The organism is Aestuariimicrobium sp. G57, from assembly GCF_050110855.1.
Classification (GTDB): domain Bacteria; phylum Actinomycetota; class Actinomycetes; order Propionibacteriales; family Propionibacteriaceae; genus Aestuariimicrobium.
The window spans coordinates 44,418-66,474 of the sequence record NZ_JBNINW010000004.1; the positions used below are offsets into that span (position 1 = coordinate 44,418).

Below are 22,057 nucleotides of genomic sequence, written 5' to 3' on the forward strand. Positions count from 1 at the left end.
TCTGGACCCCGCACTAGGCTGAACCCATGACCGACCTCGCCGCACGCATCGATGATGTCTTCGCCGCCACCCTCGACAACCTCATGGGACTCGTCACGATCCCGTCGGTGAGCGCCTGGTCTGACCACGCCGAGATCGTGCAGGCCAGCGCCGACACCATCGTGAACCTGCTCACCGACCTGGGCTGCCCCGATGTGCGGATCGTCGCCGAGGGCGGCCAGCCCGCCGTCATCGCCCGGTTCCCCGCGCCCGAGGGCCAGCCGACGGTCTGCCTGTACGCCCACCACGACGTGCAGCCGCCCGGCCCCGCCGAGGGCTGGACGACCGAGGCCTTCACCCCGCAGGTGCGCGATGGCCGGCTGTACGGCCGTGGTGCCGCCGATGACAAGGGCGGGTTCGCCGCACACCTGGCCGCGCTGCGCGCCTTCGACGGCAAGCCCCCGGTCGGGGTGACCCTGTTCATCGAGGGTGAAGAAGAGATCGGCTCGCCGTCGCTCGCCACCATCCTCGAGCGTCATGCCGACCTGCTGGCCGCCGACGTCTACGTCATCGCTGACTCGGTGAACTGGCAGGTGGGCGAGCCCGCGTTCACCACCACCCTGCGTGGCCTGGCCGATGTCGTCGTCGAGGTCTCGACGCTGAAGCACCCGTTGCACTCGGGCCAGTTCGGCGGCGTCGTGCCCGACGCCCTCGGTGCGCTGGTCTCGCTGCTGGCCACGCTCACCGACGCGGACGGTACCTGCGCCATCGAGGGGCTGGTCCGGGGCAAGGCCGATGACCTTGACTACCCCGAGGACCGGCTGCGTGACGAGGCGGGCCTGCTCGACGGTGTGGCCCTGACCGGCACCGGGCCGCTGGTTGACCGCATGTGGTCAACCCCGGCGGTGAGTGTGCTGGCCATTGATGCGCCGAGCGTCGCGGACGCGTCCAACACCCTGCAGCCCAGCGCACGCGCCAAGGTCAGCGTGCGCGTCGCGCCCGGGGACGACGCCCGCAGCGCACTCGACGCCCTGAAACGCCACCTGCTCAACCATGCCCCGCACGGCGCCCACGTCAGCTTCGGTGCCGAATCGGTCGGCCAGCCCGGCATCGTCGCGTTCGAGGGGCCGGCCTGTGAGGCCGCCCGCGATGCCTACCGCGAGGCCTGGGGCGGTGTCGAGCCGGTGTTCATGGGCTGCGGCGGGTCGATCCCGATGGTCGCCGACTTCCAGCAGGCCTTCCCCGGTGCAAGCGTGCTGGTCACCGCCGTGACCGACCCCGATTCGCGCATGCACGGGCTCGACGAGTCGCTCGACCTGGGCGACCTGCGCAGGGCCGGGCTCGCCGAAGCGCTGCTGTTGCAGCGACTGGCGCGCTGACAATCGACGAACCCTGGTCACAGACGCACGCTCATGACCGACGAACCGCCGCGCTGGCGCCCACCCGTCTTCGAGACCTGGATCGACAGGCAGGTGCGCGAGGCGACCGAGCGCGGCGAGTTCGACAACCTGCCCGGCGCCGGCAAACCGGTCGACCTGGGCGACCCCAACGACGAACTGTGGTGGGTACGCCGCAAACTTGCCAACGAAGACCTGACGGCGGCCCTGCCGACCAGCCTGCAGCTGCGCAAAGAGAAGCAGCACATCCAGGACACTCTCGCTGACGTGCATGACGCGACCCTGGCGAAGCGGCTCATCGACGACCTCAACGACCGCATCCGCGACGCGAATGCCCGCCAGGTCGAGAAGGTGCCGATCTTCACGGCACCGCTCGATGTCGAGGCGACGATGGTCGAGTGGCGCCGTCGGCGCGCCTGACGCGTAAACTGTGCCGGGTGCATGTGACTCCGCGTCGTCCCGGTGATGGTCGGCTGACCCAGGAAATTGATCCACAGGACCAGGGCCCGCAGGATGCCTGCGGTGTCTTCGGCGTCTACGCCCCCGGTGAAGAAGTCGCGCGGCTGACCTTCTTCGGCATGTATGCGCTGCAGCACCGCGGCCAGGAATCGGCCGGCATCGCCGTGAGCAACGGCAAGCGCACCATGGTCTTCAAAGACATGGGCCTGGTCAGCCAGGTCTTCGACGAGGGCACGCTCAGCTCGCTGCAGGGCCACCTGGCGATCGGCCACACGCGCTACTCGACCACCGGCGCGTCCATCTGGAACAACGCGCAGCCGACGTTCCGGTCGGGGCCCCGCGGCGGCATCGCCCTGGCCCACAACGGCAACCTCACCAACACCGACGAGCTCGAGGCGTGGCTGACCGACCGCGACGCCACCGTCGACGTGCCGCACAAGCAGACCATGGACTCGACCAACGACACGTCGCTGGTCACCGCGCTGCTGTCGACCTATGACCTGCCGCTGGACGAGGCCGCGCACGAGGTGCTGCCGCGCCTGCAGGGGGCGTTCTGCCTGGTCATGATGAGCGAGAACGTGCTGGTCGCGGCCCGCGACCCGCAGGGCATCCGCCCGCTGGTGCTGGGCCGGCTCGAGCAGGGCTGGGTCGTCGCCAGCGAGACCGCGGCCCTCGACATCGTCGGCGCGAGCTTCATCCGCGAGATCGAGCCGGGCGAGATGGTGGTGATCGATGCCGCGGGCCTGCGCAGCAGCCGGTTTGCGAAGGCGAACCCCAAGGGCTGCCTGTTCGAATACGTCTACCTGGCCCGGCCCGACACGGTGATCGCCGGGCGTCGCATCCACAACGTGCGGGTCAAGGTGGGCAAGTACCTGGCCGAAGAGGCCCCCGCCGATGCCGACCTGGTCATCCCGGTGCCGGAATCGGGCACGCCCGCCGCGATCGGTTATGCCGCACAGTCGGGCATCCCGTTCGGCCAGGGCCTGGTCAAGAACAACTACGTGGGCCGCACGTTCATCCAGCCGTCCGACACGATGCGCAAGATGGGCATCCGGCTCAAGCTCAACCCGCTGCGCGATGTCATCGCCGGCAAGCGACTGGTGGTCGTGGACGATTCCATCGTGCGCGGCAACACCCAGCGCCAGCTGGTGCGGATGCTGCGTGAGGCCGGTGCCGCCGAGGTGCACGTGCGCATCTCGTCGCCGCCGGTGGAATGGCCCTGCTTCTATGGCATCGACTTCTCGACCCGCGCCGAGCTGATCGCCCCCGGGCTGAGCACCGACGAGATCTGCCGCTCGATCGGCGCCGACTCGCTGGCCTACATCAGCCTCGAGGGTCTGGTGAAGGCCACCCACGTGCCGAAGGACAACCTGTGCCGCGCCTGCTTCGACGGCAAGTACCCGGTGGCCGTGCCTCCGGGTGCCGCCGAGGTGATGGGCCTGCCGGCGCACACCCCCGAACAGCCCGAACAGCCCGCGCACGCTGAGCACGCCGAGCACACCCCGCACACCGCGCACACCGACAGCCAAGGAGCCGATCGATGACCGACGCCACTGCCGCAGACACCACCCAGTCGGCCTACGCCCGGGCGGGTGTCGACATCGAAGCCGGTGACCGCGCCGTCGAGCTGATGAAGGCCCACGTCGCCCGCACCCGTCGCCCCGAGGTGCTGGGTGGGCTCGGCGGTTTCGCCGGGTTCTTCGACGCGTCGGCGCTGAAGGGCTATGCGCACCCGGTGCTGGCCACCTCGACCGACGGCGTCGGCACCAAGGTCGCGATCGCCCAGGCCATGGACCGCCACGACACCATCGGCTTCGACCTGATCGGCATGCTCGTCGACGACCTGGTCGTCTCGGGCGCCGAGCCGCTGTTCGTGACCGACTACATCGCCTGTGGCAAGGTCGTGCCCGAGCGCATCGCCGACATCGTCAAGGGCATCGCCGCGGGCTGCGAGGCCGCCGGTGCCGCGCTGCTGGGCGGCGAGACCGCCGAGCACCCCGGCCTGCTCGGTCCTGACGAGTACGACATCGCCGGCGCCACGACCGGTGTCGTCGAGAGGGACGACATCCTGGGTGCCCACCTGGTCGCCGACGGTGACGTGGTGCTTGCGATCGCCAGTTCGGGCCTGCACTCGAACGGCTATTCGCTGGTGCGCAAGGTGCTGCTGGCCGACGCCGGCTGGTCGCTCGATCGTGAGGTGCCTGAACTCGGGACGACGCTCGGCGAGGCGCTGCTGGTGCCCACCCGCGTCTATGCCAAGGACCTGCTGGCCATGATCAGCGATGCCCGGGCAGCTGGTGGTGTGCACGCCATCAGCCACATCACCGGCGGTGGCTTCGCCAACAACCTGGCCCGGGTCGTGCCCGATGACCTGGCGGTCACGATCGAGCGCTCGACGTGGACACCGCCCGCGGTCTTCCAGCTCGTGCAGCAGGTCGGCAAACTGTCACAGCCCGACATCGAGGCCACGCTGAACCAAGGTGTCGGCATGGCCGTGGTGCTGCCCGAGCAGTCGGTCGCGGCGGCCCAGCAAACACTGGCCGCGCGCGGGCTGCACTCGTGGGTCTGTGGGGCTGTCGGCGTCCGGGGTGGGCAGGACCACGCGGCAGTGACGATGGTGGGGGAGCACCCCCACGGCTGACATGCGCTGAGGGCGAAACGCCCGGTCCCGAGGCTCGGTGCTGCTTTGGCTCGCCGCCCTGCCTCTAGTACCCTTGCTCTCACGAACGTGACTACCACCATTCCGCGGATTCCGCGATGACTACAGCGAGGGGGTCGACCCAATGGGGCGCGGCCGTGCAAAGGCGAAGCAGACCAAAGTCGCACGCGATCTGAAGTATCGAACCGTCGACACCGATTTTGCTTCCTTGGAGCGTGAGCTCCGCAGCAGCGATTCGTCCGCCGGTGGCGGACTCTACGACGAACCGGACTACAGTCACCTCGCTGCCGCCTATGGCGACGACGATGATGACGAGGCCGGTTACGACGACGACACCGCCGGTTACGACGATGAGGACGACGAGCGCCGCTGAGGCGGACGCTCCTCACTGATCAGTCGGCCGTCCCTCGCGCGGCCCGGGTTCGATATCGTCAGGCCCATGCAGTGGGATGACGACTCGGTGCTGCCCGGCTACCAGATGGCGGTCCTCGACCTGGTGTCCCCCGAACTCGCCCCCGGCGAGCCGGAGGACACGGTCATTTCGGCCACCCTGGTGCGCCGCAACCCGCCGCAGCACGACCGCGCGGTTGTCTACCTGCACGGCTGGAGCGACTACTTCTTCCAGACCTGGCTGGCCGACTGGTACGACGCACATGGCCACGACTTCTATGCCGTCGACCTGCGCCGTTACGGGCGCAGCCTGCGCGAGGGGCAGCTCGGCGGCTACACCACCGACGTCAGCGACTACTACGACGAGCTCGACCAAGCTGTCGCCGAGGCCCGCCGCGAACACTCCCATGTGACCCTGATGGCGCACTCGACGGGTGGACTGATTGCTGCGCTGTGGGCCAATGACCGTCCGGGCATCCTCGACGGGCTGGTGCTGAACGCGCCATGGATCGACTTCCAGGGTTCGCCGCTGCTGCGCAGCGCTGCCGCGGCGATCGCCAAGAACTTCGGCGGCCGCGACCCGAACCGCGCCGCCATGACGATCCCGATGCCCGACCACAACATCTACATCCGCTCGATCCACCGCAGCTTCGACGGCGAATGGGACTTCGACCTGAGCCTGAAGCGCAACCCGGCATTCACGATGCGCCCGGGCTGGTTCGGTGCCATTGCGCTGGCCCAGGAGCGGGTGCGCCGGGGGCTGGCGATCGACGTGCCGGTGCTGGTGCTGCTGAGTGCCCGGTCCGATTTCGGGCGGCGGTGGAAACCTGAGGTGCAGACGGCGGCCGACACGGTGCTCGACGTTGAGAAGCTGGCCCGGCGGGCCGTGCAGCTGGGGCCGAACGTGACCGTCGTGCGCATCGACGGGGCCCTGCACGACGTGCTGCTGAGCCGTGCCGAGGTGCGCGACCGGGTCTGGGACGCGATCGAGCGCTGGACCCGGGCGTGGCTTGAGGATGTGCGCACGACTGATTGAACGTGAGACAATTCACTTATGGCCAACAATTTGGGACGTGTTGTCGTGGTCGGTGGCGGATTCGCCGGACTGAACGCGACGACCCAGCTGACACAGGCAGGCTTCCACGTCACCCTCGTGGATCGCCACCCCTACTCCACCTTCCAGCCTTTGCTGTACCAGGTGGCCACTGGTGGTTTGAACCCGGGCGACATCACGTATGCGCTGCGCCGCTTCGTCAGCAATCAGAAGAACCACCTCGCCACGTTCCGGCGGGGCACCGTGACCGGCATCGACACCGAGAACAAGCTGGTCAACGTCAGCCGTGGTGAAGACATCCCCTACGACTACGTCGTGCTCGCGCAGGGTGTCGGCGCCGGCTACTTCGGCATCGAGGGTGCCGAGACCTACAGCCGCTCGATCTACACCCGCGCCGCGGCCCTCGAGGTGCGCGACATCATCTACTCCGGCCTGGAGTTCCTCGCGTCGGGCGCTGACCCCGACAAGCGCTTCACCGTGGTGGTCGTCGGCGGCGGTGCCACCGGCGTCGAGATGGCCGGCACGCTGGCCGAGGTGAAGTCCGAGGGCCTGCCGGTGCTCTACCCCGAACTGAACGTGGACGCGTTCCGTGTCGTTCTCGTCGAGATGGGTGACGCGCTGCTGGCGCCCTTCGAGCCGCACCTGCGCGACTACACCCTGGACGAACTGCGCAAGCGTGGCGTCGATGTGCGGCTCAACACCGCCATCGACAAGGTCGAGGCCGACCGCGTCGACTTCAAGGGCGGCGGCAGCATGGACGTCGACCTGGTCATCTGGGCCGCAGGTGTGGCCGCCCACAAGCCGGTCGCCGACTGGGGTATGCCCCAGGGTCGCGGCGGGCGCATCCTGGTGAACGAAGACCTGCGCGTGCAGGGCCACGACGACATCTTCGCCGTCGGTGACGGCGCGCTCATCGAGACCAACCGACTGGCACAGCAGGCCCAGCCCGCCATCCAGATGGGTGCGCACGCTGCGGACATGATCGCCCGCCTGCAGCGGGGCGAGCCCACCACGTCGTTCGTCTATGACGACAAGGGCTTCATGGCCACCATCGGACGCAACGCCGCCGTGGCGCAGACCACCAAGATGGGCCCGGTGCCGGCCATGAACATGGACGGCTTCATCGGCTGGCTGCTGTGGGTCGTCGTGCACCTGCGCAGCCTGCTGGGCGGGCGCAACCGCATCCAGGCCATGATCAACATGGGCTTCCGGTACATGAGCTGGCCCAAGTCGGCCACGGGAATCCTGGGCGACATCACCGAATCGCCGGCGATGCAGGCCCTCAACAGCGGAGTCAAGGCCGAGACCATCGACGAGGCCGACGCCAGCTGAGTTGCCCGACGCCCTGCGACATGAAGCTGCCCTCGAGTGATCGGGGGCAGCTTCTGTTTTGCGGGCGGGTGCTGGTGGGGGCCGGGCTCGTCCGTGGGGTGGGGGACGAGGCAGGACGAGCGCCTTGGGTCGCTGGCGGGGCTGGCAGGGGTGGTCCGGAGTTGCGGTTGTGGCGCTGGTGTCGCTTGTGCAGCTGGTGTGGGGTGTTCGGGCTGCGGTTCTGGCACTGGTGTCAGTTGTGCAGGTGTGGGGCTCGTCCGTGGGGTGGGGGACGAGGCGGGGCGAGCGTCTTGGGCAGCTGGCGGGCTGACTGGGGGTGGGCCGAAGTTGCGGTTGTGGCGTTGGTGTCAGTTGTGCAGGTGTGGGGCTCGTCCGTGGGGTCGGGACGAGGCAGGACGAGCGTCTTGGGGTCGCTGGCGGGCTGACTGGGGTGGTCCGGAGTTGCGGTTGTGGCGCTGGTGTCAGTTGTGCAGCTGGTACGGGGTGTTCGGGCTGCGGAATTGGCGCTGGTGTCAGTTGTGCAGGTCTGGTCGTCCATCGGGTGGGGGACCAGGCGGGGCGAGCGTCTTGGGGCAGCTGGCGGGCTGACTGGGGGTGCTCCGGAGTTGCGGTTGTGGCGCTGGTGTCGGTTGTGCAGGTCTGGGGTCGTCCGTGGGGTGGGGACGAGGCGGGGCGAGCGTCTTGGGGTCGCTGGCGGGCTGACTGGGGTGGGCCGAAGTTGCAGTTGTGGCGCTGGTGTCAGTTGTGCGGCCGGTTCGGGGTGTTCGGGCTGCGGTTCTGGCACTGGTGTCAGTTGTGCAGGTGTGGGGTCGTCCGTGGGGTGGGGACGAGGCAGGACGAGCGCCTTGGGGCCGCTGGCGCCGCCCCCGCGGATGCGTGAACAAAGCTGCCCTCGAATCACCGAGGGCAGCTTTGTCGTTCAGGGAAGCGCTGGTCAGGACTGGGGCTGGCCGGGCTGGCCCTGCGCCTGGCCCTGGTAAGGCTGCGCCTGGCCCTGGTAGGGCTGTTGCTGGCCGTCGAGGGGCTGCTGGTAGGGCTGCTGCGGATACGGCTGCTGCGGCACCCACTGCGCCGGCGACTGACTCGCGGCCTTGTTCTTGCCGTGCCGCACGAGCGTCTGGACGATCAGCACCACCCCGAAGATCGGGATGACATAGAACAGCCGGCCCGTGAACCACCACAGCAGGGCTGGACCCACGATCATCAGCACACCCAGCCCCAGGCCGCCCACGAGGCTGTTGCGCAGCCCGCCCTTCGGCTGCTCAGCAGCGGGCTGGTATGCCTGCTGCGGCTGCGCCGGGTATTGCTGCGCCTGCGGCGGCATCCAGGGCTGGTGCTGGGCCTCAGGCGACCCGGGTGCCGACCACTGCGACTGCGGCGACTGGCCGTACTGCTGCGACTGCGGCGACTGGCCGTACTGCGGCGACTGGCCGTGCTGGGGCGACTGCGGGTGCTGCTGGGTCATGGCGATCCTCACGACGTGGACGTTCACGCCATGATAAGAGCGCACAGGGTCCGGGGCCCGGGCCGTCCAGTGCCTCGTCCTGGACGAAAAAACCCGCCTCGGATGCGAGGCGGGTGGTGGTGGCCAGGGCCGGGTTCGAACCGGCGACCTTTCACTTTTCAGGCGAACGCTGCTACCAACTGAGCTACCTGGCCAGACACAAAAGCGGTGATTCATCATCACCGCTTCAGCGACCCCGACGGGACTCGAACCCGCGACCTCCGCCGTGACAGGGCGGCGCGCTAACCAACTGCGCTACGGGGCCTTACGGCCCTCAGGCTTGCTGCCCCGTGGTGGGGCAGCTTGAGGAACTCTACCGGGTTGGTCCGCGATTGTGAAATCGGGCTCCCGGCGGCTCCCACCATGCGAGATCAGGTGCCCTGGGGCGCCTTTTCACGCGTGGTGTGAACGTATCCCCAACGGGATTCGAACCCGCGCTGCCGCCTTGAAAGGGCGGTGTCCTAGGCCGCTAGACGATGGGGACCAGACTGCAGAAGCATAGTGGACGCCTGCGCCCGACCCCAAAACGAGGGTCGGGCGCAGGCATCAGGTGGGATCGGGGGAGTCGATCACAGGCCCGTCGATCACAGGCCCGTCGATCACAGGCCCGTCGTGGTCACGTGCACGTGGTCCTTGTGGTTGGCCGTGTCCGAACCGCGGTTCGACATGGCCCGCCAGCCTTCGCCGTCGCGCGAGATGTTCCAGATCTTCTGGTCGAAGATCAGGTACTGCACGCCCAGTGTGCGGGCGTTGGCGCGCAGGTAGTTCGCGATCTCCCAGCCCTTGGCCTGGCTGGCCGAGCTGCGGTAGTTCGGCAGCATGATGTCGACCGCATGTCCGCTGGGGTGGTCGGGGATGGGGTCGGGGCGCACGCCATAGAACGTGGTCATGCCGAAGCGCGAGGCGATGACATTGACGATGTTGCGGGCCTTCGGCTCCAGGCCCGACAGCCCGACCGAGCCGTTCAGGTTGATGGGGCCCGTGGTGCCGCCGCCCGAGCCGCCGCCCGTGCCGCCCTGGGTCTTCGACAGGTACGTCGCCGAGACCCAGCGCGAGGCACCGTTGTAGTTGATCTGGGCGAAACCGTTGCGCACGGTGCCGGTGACCCGCACGGCCCCGCCCTGGGCAACGGTGCCGACGATCGAGTAACTCGTGCCCGGCCCGGAGCGCACGTTCACCGCCTCGGTGGCGTACTGGGTGCCGATCTCTTGCGGCAACTGCTCCGGCTGGGCGCCGGTGTTCGTGTTCACCCCGGTCAGGTAGGCCGAGGTGACCCAGGTGCGGTTTCCGCGCCACACGACCTCGGTGAGTGCCCCCTGCACCTCGCCGGTCACCGGCAGGATGGCGCCCTTGGGGATGTCGGTGTAGCCCGCGATGGGTCGTCCGGACGACTGGCGCACGGCCAGGTTGGCGGTCGCCCGCACCTCACCGGTCGTCCTGACCGCGGACGAACCACCGCCTGACGTGCCGGGGCTGGTGGCGGGCTTGGAGCTGGTGAGGTAGGTCGTCGAGACCCAGGCGCGGCCACCGCTGTACTCGATCTGGGCGAACTGGCCCGAGACGAGTCCGGTCGTCTTCACCTGGCTGCCCTTGCTGAGCATGCCCAGCTTCGAATAGCGGGTGCCCGGGCCGGAGCGCACGTTGAGGGGCTCGGTCGTCCAGCGGGTGGTGGCGGTGGTGGTGCGCGACACGGGTGTGTCGTCGATGCGACGGGCGCCGGCGAGGTAGTTGGCCGAGATCCAGGCGGTGCGGTCGCCGAACTTCACCGGCACCCACCCCGTGTTCATGGGGCCGGTCTGGGTCAGCTGCTGTCCCTTGTACAGCACGCCCAGCACGCCGGCAGAGGTGCTCGGCGAGGTGCGGATGTTGACGGCGGTGACGGCGGTGACCTTGCCGTAGTTGGCAATGGCGGTCGGACTGAGGGCGATGCTGCCCACGGTCAGGGCCCCCGTGAGTGTCGCGGCGGCGACTCCCACGTGCAGACGACGGATCTTCTTCACAACAGCTCCCCGGTATGGGGGCCTTCCCGGGCCCCCTTGTGGATGGTCTGTCGGCTGACCGTCAGGCGTCTTCCCCGGGGTCGCCCCCACGCCAGGACGACGGGCAGCCGACGCGGGGAATCTAGGCCCGTGATGAATACCGCCTCAACCAGTGGCGAACAAGCGGGTGGTGCGCCGCGACAAAGAAGTACATGAATGACAGCTATGAAATTTCTTGGCTGTAATTCATGCTATGACGGGCAAGTAACTGGGCCTTGACAAGGGAATATGCCGAGATCCTCGGGGGGTGACAGCAGGGATGTCGAGCATGGTGGGCTGCGCCCAGCCGCCGATTCGTGACCAAATTCTCAGGAATGGTGCACACCTGAACCCTCACTTGACAGTTCAGGTTCGTCGGGGGTGGTTCAGGGTTCGCGGGGCGTCTGGTTCACTGCGGCGGCGCGACGACCACCGACTGGTCCAGCCCGGCCACCACGAGCAGCGCGCGCCCATAGATCGCATGCGGCAGGTAGCCGGACTGCAGGTCGCTGCGCGGCACCGGGGTGGCGCCGGTCTGCTCGGCGAGTTGGCGGCAGGTGTCCTCGTCGGCGGCCAGTGGCAGGCCCTGCAACAGTCCGCGCTGGGCGTTGATGTGCAGCACGTCGAGCACCTCGGTGTCGAAGCTCGGGGCCACCAGCACGATGGCGGTCTTCTGCTGGGCTGCTCGTTCAAGCGTGGGCAACACCTCGCGCAGGCTGCCGATGCCCTCGTGACAGACCATCACCAGCGGCCCCCGGACGATGGCGCGTTGGGGCTCGGCATTGGTGGCCAGGCGCTCGTCCGCGAGCACGGCAGGCAGAATGCGCGCGTCGTCCGTGGCGAGGTCGCGAGCCAGGGCGGCGGCCTCGTCCTCGGTCAGCGGACTGCGCCGGGGCAGTTCGTCCGGCGTGGGTTCGGGCACGTAGGTGGGGGTGGGCGCATCGGCCATGGCCTCGCCGCGGTCGGGGACGGCCGCGAGCGCCTCACGCGCGCGCCGCTCGGAGCGCCAGTCAGCCCAGGCAGCGATCAGCAGCAGGCCGATGCCGACCACGAGGATGCCGACCACACCGAGTGTGTCCATGGGATCAGCGTAGTGCGGGGCGGGTTGGGCTGGATGAGGTGCCCCCAGCGGGGCTCGAACCCGCGACCCAAGGATTAAAAGTCCCTTGCTCTGCCAACTGAGCTATGGGGGCCCAGCCATGATAGCGGTGCGGGCTTGGTCGGCGCTGCACGCTTGCGTCCAGCAGGCGGCGCGGGTGCTGCACGTCGACCCCGATGCTGCCGTGTTGGGGCCCGACCCCTTAGGCTGGCTGCGTGCGTACTCCACGTGACATCGAATGCTGGCTGACCGACATGGACGGTGTGCTCGTCCACGAGAACAACGCCCTGCCCGGAGCCAATGAGCTGCTGAACCGATGGGTTGACACCTCCCACCGGTTCCTCGTGTTGACCAACAACTCGATCTTCACCCCCCGCGACCTGTCAGCTCGTCTCGAGACCTCGGGCATCACCGTGCCCGAAGAGAACCTCTGGACCTCGGCGATGGCCACTGCTGACTTCCTGGTGAACCAGCAGCCCGGTGCGAAGCTGTCGGTGATCGGCGAGGCAGGCCTGACGACGGCGCTGCACGCGGCGGGCTTCATCATGACCGACCGCGACCCCGACTACGTGGTGCTGGGCGAGACCCGCACCTATTCGTTCGAGGCGATCACCAATGCGATCCGCCACGTGGCTGCCGGTGCGAAGTTCATCATCACCAACCCGGACGCCACCGGCCCCAGCGCCGACGGCCCGCTGCCGGCCACCGGTTCGGTCGCGGCCATGATCACCGCCGCCACCGGGCGTCGTCCGTACGTGATCGGCAAGCCGAACCCGATGATGTTCCGGTCGGCGCTGAACAAGATCGAGGCCCATTCCGAGACGACGGCCATGATCGGCGACCGCATGGACACCGACATCATCGCCGGCATGGAGGCGGGCCTGTTCACGATTCTCGTGCTCACGGGCATCACCAAGCGTGAAGACCTCGACCGGTACCCGTACCGGCCGTCGCTGGTGCTCGAGTCCGTGGACGAGCTGAACTCGCTGATCTGATCCAGGGACGGTGCCCGGCGGGCTTGTGGGTGATCCGGGCTTGTGGGGTCGGCCGGGACGACCCCGTACCAGACAAAGTTGCGCTGGTGCGAGTTCTTCGGCCGGCCAGCCCCGAACAACCAGACAAAGTTGCACGGGGGCGAGTTCTTCGGCCCGATCAGCCCCGACCAGCCACCGAGTGGCCCGCTGGGGCCCCAACCCCGTCCGCAGCCACCCGGTGCGGCGCCATCAACAGCGCCCCCACCAGGCCGACCACCGCAGCGGCCACCGGAAACCACATCGATTCCGACATCGCCTTCGTGAAGGGTGCCGCGATGACCGCGGGCACGCGTCCGACCCCGGCGCCATGTCCGTCGCCAGCCCCGGCGCCCGCACCGGTCAGGTTCACCGCCAACCGCGACTGCATCACCGCGGCGATCGAGGCCGACCCCAGCACCGCGCCCAGCTGGCGCGTGCTGTTGTAGACCCCCGACCCGGCACCTGCCCAGTGCGGTGGCAGGTTGCGGGTGGCCGAGACTGACAACGGCCCCCAGATGCCACCCATGGCCAGCCCCACCAGGCCATAGGGCACCAGCAGCCACAACACGGGCATCCCGGGGCGCATCAGCGCCGAGTGCAACACCAGCGCCGCCGCCAGCAGCACGAAACCCGCCACCGCAATCGGGCGCGGGTCGCGCTTGTCGATGAGCCTGCCCACGACCGGCGCCAGGCCGCCCGAGATCAGCGCCATGGGCACCGTCAACAAGGCTGCCTGGGTCGGCGCGAGCCCGCGCACGTTCTGCACGTACAACAGCAGCGGGAACACCATGGCCGTGATCATCGCCCCCATGGCCGCCGCCGAGACGTTAGCCATGGCGAAGTTGCGGTCGCCGAACAGCTGCAGCGGCAGCAGCGGTTCACCCTTCTGCGCCGCCTGCCACACCACGAACGCGACCATCACCACCACGCCGGTGATGATCAGCCCCCACACCGAGAACGGGCCCCAGATGTGGCCCCAGGCATAGGTCTGACCCTCTTCGATGCCGAAGACGATGCAGAACAACCCCACGGCGCTCAGCACCACACCGAGCCAGTCGAAGCGGTGGGCGTGCTTCTCGAGCGCCGGCACGTTGCGCACCACCATGATGAACCCGACCACACCGACGGGGGCATTGACGAAGAAGATCCACTCCCAGCCCAGGCCATCGATGAGCACACCACCCAGCAGCGGGCCGGCGAGCGTGGCCACGCCTGCCGTTGCACCCCAAACGCCCATGGCGGCGCCACGTCGCTGCGGCGGGAACAGCCGGGTGATGATCGCCATCGTCTGTGGGGTCAGCAGCGCGGCGCCGAAGCCCTGCACCACCCGGGCCACGATCAATGCTTCGATCGACCAGGCCAGTCCACAGGCCACTGAGGCCAGCGTGAAGATCGTCAACCCCACCAGATAGATGGTCTTCGGCCCGAACCTGTCACCGAGCCGTCCGGTGATCAGCAGCGGCACCGCATAGGCCAACAGGTAGGCGCTGGTCACCCAGACCACCTCGCCCACGTCGGCCTCGAACGCCTGCATCAGCGTGGGTGTGGCGATCGAGACGATGGTCGAGTCGACCAGCATCATGAAGAACCCGAACAGCAGCGACCACAGCGCCAGCCATGCCTGCCGCGATTCGCGGGCAGCGGGTTCGCCCGCTAATGACTCAGCCACGTGGGCTTCAACTCCGGTCGGGGGTCATGTGATTCCCAGTCGCGCCACCAGGTCTGCGCGTCGTCGGGCAGCCGGGACGAATCCAGCAGGCTCAAGTGGTCGCGGATGGTGAACTTCAGCCTCGCCAGGTCGAGCAGCAGTTCTTCATCGTCCGGCGTGGCCAGCACCCGCTCTTCGAGCAGGCGGGCCTTCAGCCGAAGCTCGATCAACTGCCGGTGCTGCGTCTCTTCACGGCGCCCCAGGCCCAGGTGCGCCTCGGCGGCACGCAACCAGCCGTAGTCGCGGTTGATGCGGGTCAGCCCACAGTCGACGGTGGTGGCGTCGTGCACGAACAGGTCGGGCTCGATCACCATCGCCCCGCCACCCCGGGCGAGCGCGACCTCATCGCGTTCGGCCTCGTCGGTGAGGATCTCGACCGAGCGCAGCACGATGCTCAGCATCGACTTGCTGGCGAATGAACCCACCGGTGGATGCTGCACGGGTGCCGAGACGACCACATAGCAGTCGTCCACTTCGAGTGGGCCCATGGCCATCTCGGCGGGTGTTGCCTCACGGGTGCCGCCGTCGACGTACCAGTCGTCGCCAATCTGCACGGGTGGGAACACCGCGGGGATCGAGCACGAGGCCAGCGCACCCAGTGACAGGTCCACCACCGGCGCCGCGGCCACCGGCTGGTTGGTGCGGTCGACCAACTCGCCCTTCTCGGTCATGTAGCGCAGCTCGCCCGACTCCAGCCCGACCATCGAGATGCGCACCACCACGCCGCTGGTCGCCACCCGGGCCGAGCTGAAGAACTCCTCGTCCAGCAACCGCAACAGGATCGCGCCCGGGTAGAACATCGACCTGGAGGCATCGGCCCCGCGCAGGATCATCGAGATGTCACCGCCCGCAGTGCGCAGTCGGGGCAGCAGCGACATCAGCGGCAACACCTGCGCCGCCGTGAGGCTCGACTTCGTGAGCGTGGGTTCGGTCGTGGCCAACTGCAATGTCCTTGCCTGCCCCGTGAGCTCTTCAGCTTCGGCGACCTCGTCGTCCGTGATCGGTTCGGGCACGTCCGGTGACGTGGGACGCACGCCGCGATCCAGGGCGGCGCCCCATTCGGCGCCGCGTTCCTGCAGCCGCTGGAACCACGGGCGGGGGGCGAACATCTGGTCCTGCCGGGTCATCGACAACCACAGGTCCTCGATCCGGCCGAGGGCAGCCACCTGCTCGTCACGGTCGAGGTATTGCGAGAGCATCGCGGTCAGGATCGAACCGGCCGACGTGCCGACCATCGTCGTGGGATGAATGCCCGCACGGTCGTACAGGTAGCGCAGGGCACCAATCTGGAAACTCGCGCGGGCACCCCCGCCGCTGAGCACCAGTCCCTGTCGTCGCTCGTCCTTCGGTGCGGTGTTGCCCCAGGCCAGTTTGGGCAGTCCCGTCCACAGTCGCGCCATGGCGTCAGCCTAACGGGCACGGGCAAGGGGCACCTGCCTTGGTGTCCGTGGTGCGCTTTGAGACAATTGGCACGTGAGCCAGACCACAGCACCCATCATCGAAGCCACCACCAGCCGGCATCCGCAACCAACAGACCTGCGCAAATTCGCATGGTTGTCGATTGCTGCGGCGCTGGTCACCATCGCGCTCAAGACGATTGCGTGGCAGGTGACGGGGTCGGTGGGTCTGCTGTCGGACGCCGCAGAATCGCTGGTCAACCTGGTCGCGGCGATCGTCGCCCTGGTGGCGCTCACGGTCGCGATGCGGCCACCGGACAAGAACCACCACTTCGGCCATTCCAAGGCCGAATACTTCTCGGCCGGTGTCGAGGGAGTCATGATTTTTGTGGCCGCCGCCGTCATCATGGTCAGTGCCACCGAGCGCTTCCTGAACCCCCAGCCACTGGAACAGGTCGGGATCGGCCTGCTCGTCTCGGTGGCGGCCTCGCTCGTGAATGGCGCGGTGGCGTTCGTGCTGATCCGGGCCGGGCGCAAGCACCGGTCGATGACCCTGGTCGCCGACGGCAAGCACCTGTGGACCGACGTCGTCACCTCGGCCGGTGTGCTGGTCGGCGTCGGCCTGGTCTGGCTCACCAAGTGGGACCGGCTCGACGCCATCGTCGCCTTCGCCGTCGGCGTGAACATCCTGTTCACCGGGTGGAAGCTGATCGCCGAGTCGACCGCCGGGCTGATGGACGTCTCGTTGCCGAAGCAGGACAACCAGATGCTTCGGGCCGTGCTCGAGAACTTCTCGAGCGAGGAAATCATCTTCCACGCCTACCGTTCGCGTGAGTCGGGACACCGCCGCTTCATGGAATGCCACATGCTCGTCCCCGGCACCTGGACGGTGCAGCAGGGCCACGACGCGATCGAGGACGTCACCGAGGCCCTGCGCCAGGTCATGCCCGAACTGCGCGTGCTGATCCACCTCGAACCGATCGAGGACCCGCGCAGCTATGAGGACATCGAGGTCTAGTCAAGGGAGGGGTCTAGTCGAGCGGGCGGATCGGCCCGCCCGGACGGGTCACCAGCGTCGTCGCCAGCCCCGCCACCAGTGGGAATTCGACCAGGTAGCGCGCCAGCCAGTCCTCGGCGAACGCCTCGGCCTGGTCGCGCGTGACCAGCGCCCAGACACTGCCCCCGAACCCTGCACCGAACCCGGACGCCGCCAGCGCCCCCAGCTCACGGGCACTGCGGGCCAGGAACTCTGTCTGCGGCACCTGGTTGCCGAGCAATTCCGAGGCCGCCAGCTGTGACTCGTCCACGGCTCGGCCGAAGGCAGCCCAGTCGGCCGTAGCGAACGCCTCGACCGCGAACGGGATGACCTGTTCGGACTCGACCACGAAGGCCTCGAGCCGACGGGTCAGCTCGGGTGAATCGAGCAGCAGGCGTCGGGCCCGGTCGAGGGGGGCGTCTGCGTCGACGTCGGAGTGCAGTGCCTGTGCCAGCGTGGTGACGGTGGGCAGGTCGGGCTCGTCGTTCCAGCGTCGGACGATCTCGGTGACGGCCAGGGCGGCGCGGTTGTAGAGGTCGCGCGCGGCACCGGTCTTTTCGGCGGTCACGCCGCTGACCGCGACCACGAAGGCCAGGTCATCGGCGAACGGCAGCGTGCGCTCATGGGTGATCGGGCCGAAGCTGAACAGGCCGAGGCTGTCGGGGGTGGCGCAGGTCATCGCGGTGTGGTCTTCGGACCCACCGAACGTGCCCACCCCACGCCGGCCCGTGAGCTCGCCGAAGTTCATGCCGTTCTCGAAACAGGCCAGGTAACCGGCCAGGTCGACGGGGGAGTGGATGTGGGAACGCCAGCGCTGCGTCTCGGTGAACCCGTTGTACTCGGCCAGCGACACGGCCAGCGCGACGACGAGCGCCGAACTACTGCTCATGCCGCTGGCCAGGGGCAGGTTCGAGTCGACGGTGATGGCCACGGGCGCGAGGGTGCCGAAGTTCTCGGTGAGCCGGTCGACCACGGTCTGCACGTAGTTGCCCCAGTGGCCCTCTGGCGGGGCGGACGATGAGTTTGTCCCCCCCGGGTTCGGCTCGATCGTCACCGCATCGGGCAGGGCCCCGCTGCGGGCGGTGATACCCCTGTCGGCAGGGGTGAGGTGCACGGCGACGCCCCGGTCGACGGCGGCCAGCAGTGAACGCCCGCCGGCGTAGTCGGTGTGCTTGCCCAGTACTTCGATGCGCCCCGGCGCGAACCACCCCAGCGGTGACGGCGCGGCTGCGGCGTCCTCGGTCACAGGTTGGGCTCCACGCCGGCGAGCATGGCGGTGACGGTGCCGATGTCGAGGCGGCTCGACAGGTCGAGCACGCCCGCCTTGACGGGGATCACCTGCACGGGTTCGCCTGCGGCGACGCTGTTGCGCACGGCATCGACGAGTTCGCGTTCGCCCCGGGCCGACGGCTCGACCTGACCGCAGGCCTCGACGATCGTGGGGGTGAGCAGCCAACAGTTCATCGACACCAGCGCGTGCGGGCCAAGTGCGGCGAGCGTCTGCTCGTCCGGCTTTTCGACGATGCCCGTCAACTGGTCGGACTCGTCGCGGGTGATCACCGCGAACGCCTTGATGCGTTCGGCCGAGATGTTCGACTGCGCGACCAGGGCCTCACGGTCGAAGCCCAGCGTGCCGGCCCCGGGAACGGTGCACAGCTGCTCGACGGCCAATGCCGGGTAGTGGTTGTCGGCATTGATCACCAGCACGCGGTCACCGTCGGCGAAGTCACGCGCGGCCCAGACGGCATTGGCGGTGCCGAGGGGCTCCTGCTGCACCGCATACCTGACCTTCACGCGGTGGGTGTCCAGCTGGTCGTAGTAGTCACGGATCAGCTGGTGTTCGGGCCCGATAACCAGGCACACCTCGTCATAGCCGGCCTCGGCGAGGTCGTTGATGACGTGGTCCAGGAACGGGCGTCCCACCGAAATCATCGACTTCACACCGGCGTCGGCGGCGGCCTGCTGATCGGTGTCAAGATCGACGCCGTCGGCGTGCGCTCGCATGCGCGTGCCGAGCCCGCGCGACATGATGATGGCCCGATGGGGACGGCCCCAGCCGCCATTGCCTGCACGATTCATGGCGAACATCCTAGTCAGGCGCGTAGCGGCCGGTCAGTCCTCGCGGTCGAACGTGACGTGTCGCTCAGCGTCCTCGACCGGTTCATCCGTCAACTCATCCTCGAGCAGGTCGTCCTCGGTCTCTTCGGCGAAGTTGGTCTGGAAGCCGTAGACGTGCTTCTCGGGCTCAACCCAGTCCTTGTGCTCGGACGATGGGACCTGCGCGGGTGGGGTGGGCGTCGGGGTCTCGTCGTCATCGGCCGGTACTTCGTCAGCGGGAGTCTCGTCAGCCGGGGTCTCGTTGCCGACGGCGGACACTTCATCGTCGGGTTCGGTGTCGTCGGGGGTGGTGGCGGCGGGGGTGGTGTCCTCCGCGGCCCGGACCGACTGGCCAGCGTACAGGTCGGCAGCGGTGGGAGCGGGCTCACCGGCGGCGGCATCAGCGCTGGCGATCTTGTCCGGCTCGTCCTCGGTGCCGTAGTAGGCCTGCAGGGCGTCCTCTTCGGCGACGGTCATCGGGGTGTCCGGGTCCTGGCGGGGCGCTTCCTTGATGAAGTCCTTGGTGAACGCGACGTGCAGTGCGCCACCCTCGAGTCGTGCGTCGACCAGCGGCACGAAGCTCTCCTTGAGGCCGAACAGCCCTGTGCGCACGGTCACCCACGACGGCTGGCCGGTCTGCTCGTCCAGGAACACCTGGCCGACGCCGCCAACCTTCTCGCCGTCGCTGTCGACCACCACGGCGTCGTAGTACTCATCCAGGTTGATGTCAGTCATGGCAAGAAAACTACTGGGCGCCCGGGGCACATCGGGCCGTTGTCACCGAATCGTGTCCGAGCGGGGTTGTGAGCCGACGCCTTGCACGCGCGCCGACACCCCGCAACCGGGTTCTCGTCCGCAGGGGCTGGTCACGCCGCAGATTGCCTGTCCACGGGAAGTCTGCCCCTCGGCGGGAACTTTGCCCTGCGGCGCCGCACGGCAAAAGTTCCGCCGACAAATAGACTCGTAACCGGGGGGGAACCCGCGCCAAATCAGCCCCTGCGCACCGCCTGCTTGACCTGCCCCACCAGCGGCGGACGGCAGCTCAGCTCGGTGATGCCCATCTCGACCAGCGTCGCCACCATGTCCGGCTTGGACGCGAGGTCTCCACAGACGGCGACCGTGACCCCGGGCAGGCGCTCACAGGTGAGCCGCATCAGCTCCAGCACGCCGGGGCTGTCAGACTTCGCGAGCTTCGAGACCGTGCCGTTCGAGCGGTCGGTCGCCGTCGTGTACTGCGTCAGGTCATTCGTGCCGATGCTGACGAAATCCACCAGCCCGGCGAACTCGGCAGCACGCAGTGCCGCCGCCGGCACCTCGACCATCATGCCGATCTGGAACGGCTCGGCCCCCACCGCCTCGATCGCCGCCAGCGCCCTGTCCCTGGCCCAGGCCATCTCTTCAGGCTCGGTCACCATCGGGAACATCAGCCGCACCGGCACCTGCTTGCTGGCCAGTGCGATGCCGCGCAGCTGCTCGTCGAAGAATTCCGGAACCCGACGCATGGTGCGCAGGCCCCGCTCGCCCAGGAACGGGTTCAGCTCCTTGTCCTGCGGCAGGAAGGGCAGCGGCTTGTCTCCGCCGACATCCCACGTGCGCACCGTGATCGGGTGCGGGGCCAGCGCCTGCCCGATCTCGACCAGCACCGCCGCCTGCTCCTCAGCCGTCGGGGCCACCTGCTGGTGGCCGAACAGCAATTCGGTGCGCACCAGCCCCGAGCCCTCGGCGCCGGCGGCGGCACCGCGCACCGCATCTTCCAGCGAGCCGACATTGGCCTCGACCGTGATCACCCTGCCGCCGGGGCTCACGGCGGGCACGTGCGCCTGCTCGGCGGCCTCAGCCTCTTCCACCTCGCGGGCCGCGGCGGTGGCCCGCACCTGGTCGAGCGTGGCTTCGTCCGGGTTGACCCATAGTTGCGCACCGACCGGGTCGAACGCGACCACCTCACCCGGGACGACGCCGGCGGCATCGCCGCGGCCGGTCAGCACAGGGATGCCGCGGCCCGTGGCGATGATCACACCGTGGCCGGTGGCACCACCCGTCGTGGTCACCACCCCCAGGCAGGCCGAGGGGTCGAGCTGGGCGGCAGTGGCCGCGTCGAGTTCGGGCACCACCAGCACATGCTCGCCCGTCGGCAGCGCCTCGGGCGCCCGGCCCATCAGCTCGGCGAGCAGCAACCGGCGCAGCGAGCGCACGTCCTGGGCGCGTTCGGCCTGGTAGGGGTCGGGCAGCGCGGCGAACTCGGCCGCGACCCGGGTGTAGACCTCGTCAACCGCCGCCGTGGCGGCCTTGCCGGCCAGCACCGCATCAGTCAGCGGGTCGACCAGCGCCGGGTCGTCGAGCAGCGCCGCCTGCATCATCAGGATCATGTCGTCGGGGTTGCTCAACCGTGCCCTGACCACGGTGATCGCGGTGCGCAGCCGGGCCCGTTCATCGGGGCCCTGCACATAGTCGCTGGTGTCGACCTCGCCGCCGGTGACGAACGCCGCGCCGATCACCACCTGCGTGCCGGAACGCTGCGGGACATCCGCGCCACCCGCCGCCACGACCGGTGCCGGCGGCACGATCTCGCCGGCATGGGGGTCACTGACATCCTCGCCGAAGCCCGCCTCGGCCAGTCGGGTCAGGTTGGTCAGTGCCCGGGGCGCCTCGGGGCCGCTCAGGGTGGCGCGCAGCACGTCGTCCTTGCGCAGGCCCAGGGTGGCGACCTTCGACATGCTCGTCGCGGGCACCGGGCCGGCACCCGTGGTCGCGTTGGCCACCCGGACGATGGCATCGACATCGCGCAGCGAACGCACCAGTGCGGCCGCGGGGCGGGCATGCAGGCCGTGCGGGTTCTGGATCGTCCACTCGAAGACCAGGGCATCGGCCTCGTCAACCTGCCCGGCCACCGACGCAGCCACCGGGGCCGGCTGCCC

Annotated in this window: 18 protein-coding genes and 4 tRNA genes; 9 read left to right on the forward strand and 13 right to left on the reverse strand. The window is 68.7% G+C overall.

Features of this window, described 5'->3' with window-relative positions; translation table 11 throughout:
- Positions 1-26 precede the first annotated feature (26 nt).
- The 7 genes from ACQCX5_RS10245 (at position 27) to ACQCX5_RS10275 (ending at position 7,270) form a co-directional block, all read left to right on the forward strand.
- The gene (locus ACQCX5_RS10245; protein ID WP_434541942.1) at positions 27-1,358 is read left to right on the forward strand and encodes a dipeptidase; all 1,332 of its coding nucleotides are present in this window, start codon (positions 27-29) and stop codon (positions 1,356-1,358) included.
- A 33-nt stretch (positions 1,359-1,391) separates the two neighbouring features.
- Complete coding sequence (locus tag ACQCX5_RS10250; protein ID WP_434541943.1) at positions 1,392-1,796, forward strand: DUF1992 domain-containing protein; 405 nt, start codon at positions 1,392-1,394, stop codon at positions 1,794-1,796.
- Positions 1,797-1,819: 23 nt separating this feature from the next.
- On the forward strand, positions 1,820-3,379 hold the full coding sequence (gene purF / locus ACQCX5_RS10255) for an amidophosphoribosyltransferase (RefSeq protein WP_434542202.1): 1,560 nt from the start codon (positions 1,820-1,822) through the stop codon (positions 3,377-3,379).
- On the forward strand, positions 3,376-4,476 hold the full coding sequence (purM, locus tag ACQCX5_RS10260) for a phosphoribosylformylglycinamidine cyclo-ligase (protein ID WP_434541944.1): 1,101 nt from the start codon (positions 3,376-3,378) through the stop codon (positions 4,474-4,476). Before purF ends, purM begins: the two co-directional genes overlap by 4 nt.
- A 142-nt stretch (positions 4,477-4,618) precedes the next feature.
- Positions 4,619-4,867, forward strand: a complete 249-nt coding sequence (locus ACQCX5_RS10265) for a DUF3073 domain-containing protein (protein ID WP_434541945.1) — start codon at positions 4,619-4,621, stop codon at positions 4,865-4,867.
- A gap of 66 nt (positions 4,868-4,933) precedes the next feature.
- Positions 4,934-5,920 (forward strand): alpha/beta hydrolase, encoded by a 987-nt coding sequence (locus ACQCX5_RS10270; RefSeq protein WP_434541946.1) that lies wholly within the window; start codon positions 4,934-4,936, stop codon positions 5,918-5,920.
- An 18-nt stretch (positions 5,921-5,938) separates the two neighbouring features.
- On the forward strand, positions 5,939-7,270 hold the full coding sequence (locus ACQCX5_RS10275; protein WP_434541947.1) for an NAD(P)/FAD-dependent oxidoreductase: 1,332 nt from the start codon (positions 5,939-5,941) through the stop codon (positions 7,268-7,270).
- A 934-nt stretch (positions 7,271-8,204) separates the two neighbouring features.
- Here ACQCX5_RS10275 and ACQCX5_RS10280 read toward each other — a convergent pair.
- From ACQCX5_RS10280 to ACQCX5_RS10310, 7 genes are all read right to left on the reverse strand, one after another.
- A complete protein-coding gene (locus ACQCX5_RS10280; protein WP_434541948.1) occupies positions 8,205-8,762 on the reverse strand; it encodes a hypothetical protein in 558 nt (185 codons plus the stop codon).
- Positions 8,763-8,852: 90 nt separating this feature from the next.
- Positions 8,853-8,929, reverse strand: a tRNA-Phe gene (locus tag ACQCX5_RS10285).
- Positions 8,930-8,965: 36 nt separating this feature from the next.
- Positions 8,966-9,039, reverse strand: a tRNA-Asp gene (locus ACQCX5_RS10290).
- A 146-nt stretch (positions 9,040-9,185) separates the two neighbouring features.
- Positions 9,186-9,258: transfer RNA gene (locus ACQCX5_RS10295), tRNA-Glu, on the reverse strand.
- Between the two features lie 115 nt (positions 9,259-9,373).
- A complete protein-coding gene (locus ACQCX5_RS10300) occupies positions 9,374-10,774 on the reverse strand; it encodes an SH3 domain-containing protein (RefSeq protein ID WP_434541949.1) in 1,401 nt (466 codons plus the stop codon).
- 427 nt (positions 10,775-11,201) lie between these two features.
- The gene (locus tag ACQCX5_RS10305) at positions 11,202-11,873 is read right to left on the reverse strand and encodes a hypothetical protein (protein WP_434541950.1); all 672 of its coding nucleotides are present in this window, start codon (positions 11,871-11,873) and stop codon (positions 11,202-11,204) included.
- A gap of 39 nt (positions 11,874-11,912) precedes the next feature.
- Positions 11,913-11,985 (reverse strand) — tRNA-Lys (locus ACQCX5_RS10310).
- A gap of 160 nt (positions 11,986-12,145) precedes the next feature.
- Here ACQCX5_RS10310 and ACQCX5_RS10315 point away from each other — a divergent pair.
- On the forward strand, positions 12,146-12,886 hold the full coding sequence (locus ACQCX5_RS10315) for an HAD-IIA family hydrolase (protein ID WP_434542203.1): 741 nt from the start codon (positions 12,146-12,148) through the stop codon (positions 12,884-12,886).
- Between the two features lie 157 nt (positions 12,887-13,043).
- On the opposite strand, the gene ACQCX5_RS10320 is transcribed toward ACQCX5_RS10315, so the two are convergent.
- Both ACQCX5_RS10320 and ACQCX5_RS10325 read right to left on the reverse strand, forming a co-directional pair.
- Positions 13,044-14,573 (reverse strand): DHA2 family efflux MFS transporter permease subunit, encoded by a 1,530-nt coding sequence (locus ACQCX5_RS10320; RefSeq protein ID WP_434541951.1) that lies wholly within the window; start codon positions 14,571-14,573, stop codon positions 13,044-13,046.
- Positions 14,558-16,012, reverse strand: coding sequence for a patatin-like phospholipase family protein (locus ACQCX5_RS10325; protein WP_434541952.1), 1,455 nt, complete (start codon positions 16,010-16,012; stop codon positions 14,558-14,560). Before ACQCX5_RS10325 ends, ACQCX5_RS10320 begins: the two co-directional genes overlap by 16 nt.
- A 73-nt stretch (positions 16,013-16,085) precedes the next feature.
- Here ACQCX5_RS10325 and ACQCX5_RS10330 point away from each other — a divergent pair, with 73 nt between their 5' ends.
- Complete coding sequence (locus ACQCX5_RS10330; protein ID WP_434541953.1) at positions 16,086-17,027, forward strand: cation diffusion facilitator family transporter; 942 nt, start codon at positions 16,086-16,088, stop codon at positions 17,025-17,027.
- A 13-nt stretch (positions 17,028-17,040) separates the two neighbouring features.
- Here ACQCX5_RS10330 and ACQCX5_RS10335 read toward each other — a convergent pair whose 3' ends face one another.
- The 4 genes from ACQCX5_RS10335 to ACQCX5_RS10350 form a co-directional block, all read right to left on the reverse strand.
- Positions 17,041-18,291: a GHMP family kinase ATP-binding protein gene (locus tag ACQCX5_RS10335; RefSeq protein WP_434541954.1), complete on the reverse strand. Its 1,251-nt coding sequence runs from the start codon at positions 18,289-18,291 to the stop codon at positions 17,041-17,043.
- Positions 18,288-19,124 carry a nucleotidyltransferase family protein gene (locus tag ACQCX5_RS10340; RefSeq protein ID WP_434541955.1) on the reverse strand — a complete coding sequence of 279 codons (837 nt, stop codon included), beginning with the start codon at positions 19,122-19,124 and terminating at the stop codon, positions 18,288-18,290. Before ACQCX5_RS10340 ends, ACQCX5_RS10335 begins: the two co-directional genes overlap by 4 nt.
- Positions 19,125-19,157: 33 nt before the next feature.
- Positions 19,158-19,877: a PRC-barrel domain-containing protein gene (locus tag ACQCX5_RS10345; protein WP_434541956.1), complete on the reverse strand. Its 720-nt coding sequence runs from the start codon at positions 19,875-19,877 to the stop codon at positions 19,158-19,160.
- A 254-nt stretch (positions 19,878-20,131) separates the two neighbouring features.
- A complete protein-coding gene (locus ACQCX5_RS10350) occupies positions 20,132-22,042 on the reverse strand; it encodes a putative PEP-binding protein (RefSeq protein WP_434542204.1) in 1,911 nt (636 codons plus the stop codon).
- Positions 22,043-22,057 lie beyond the last annotated feature (15 nt).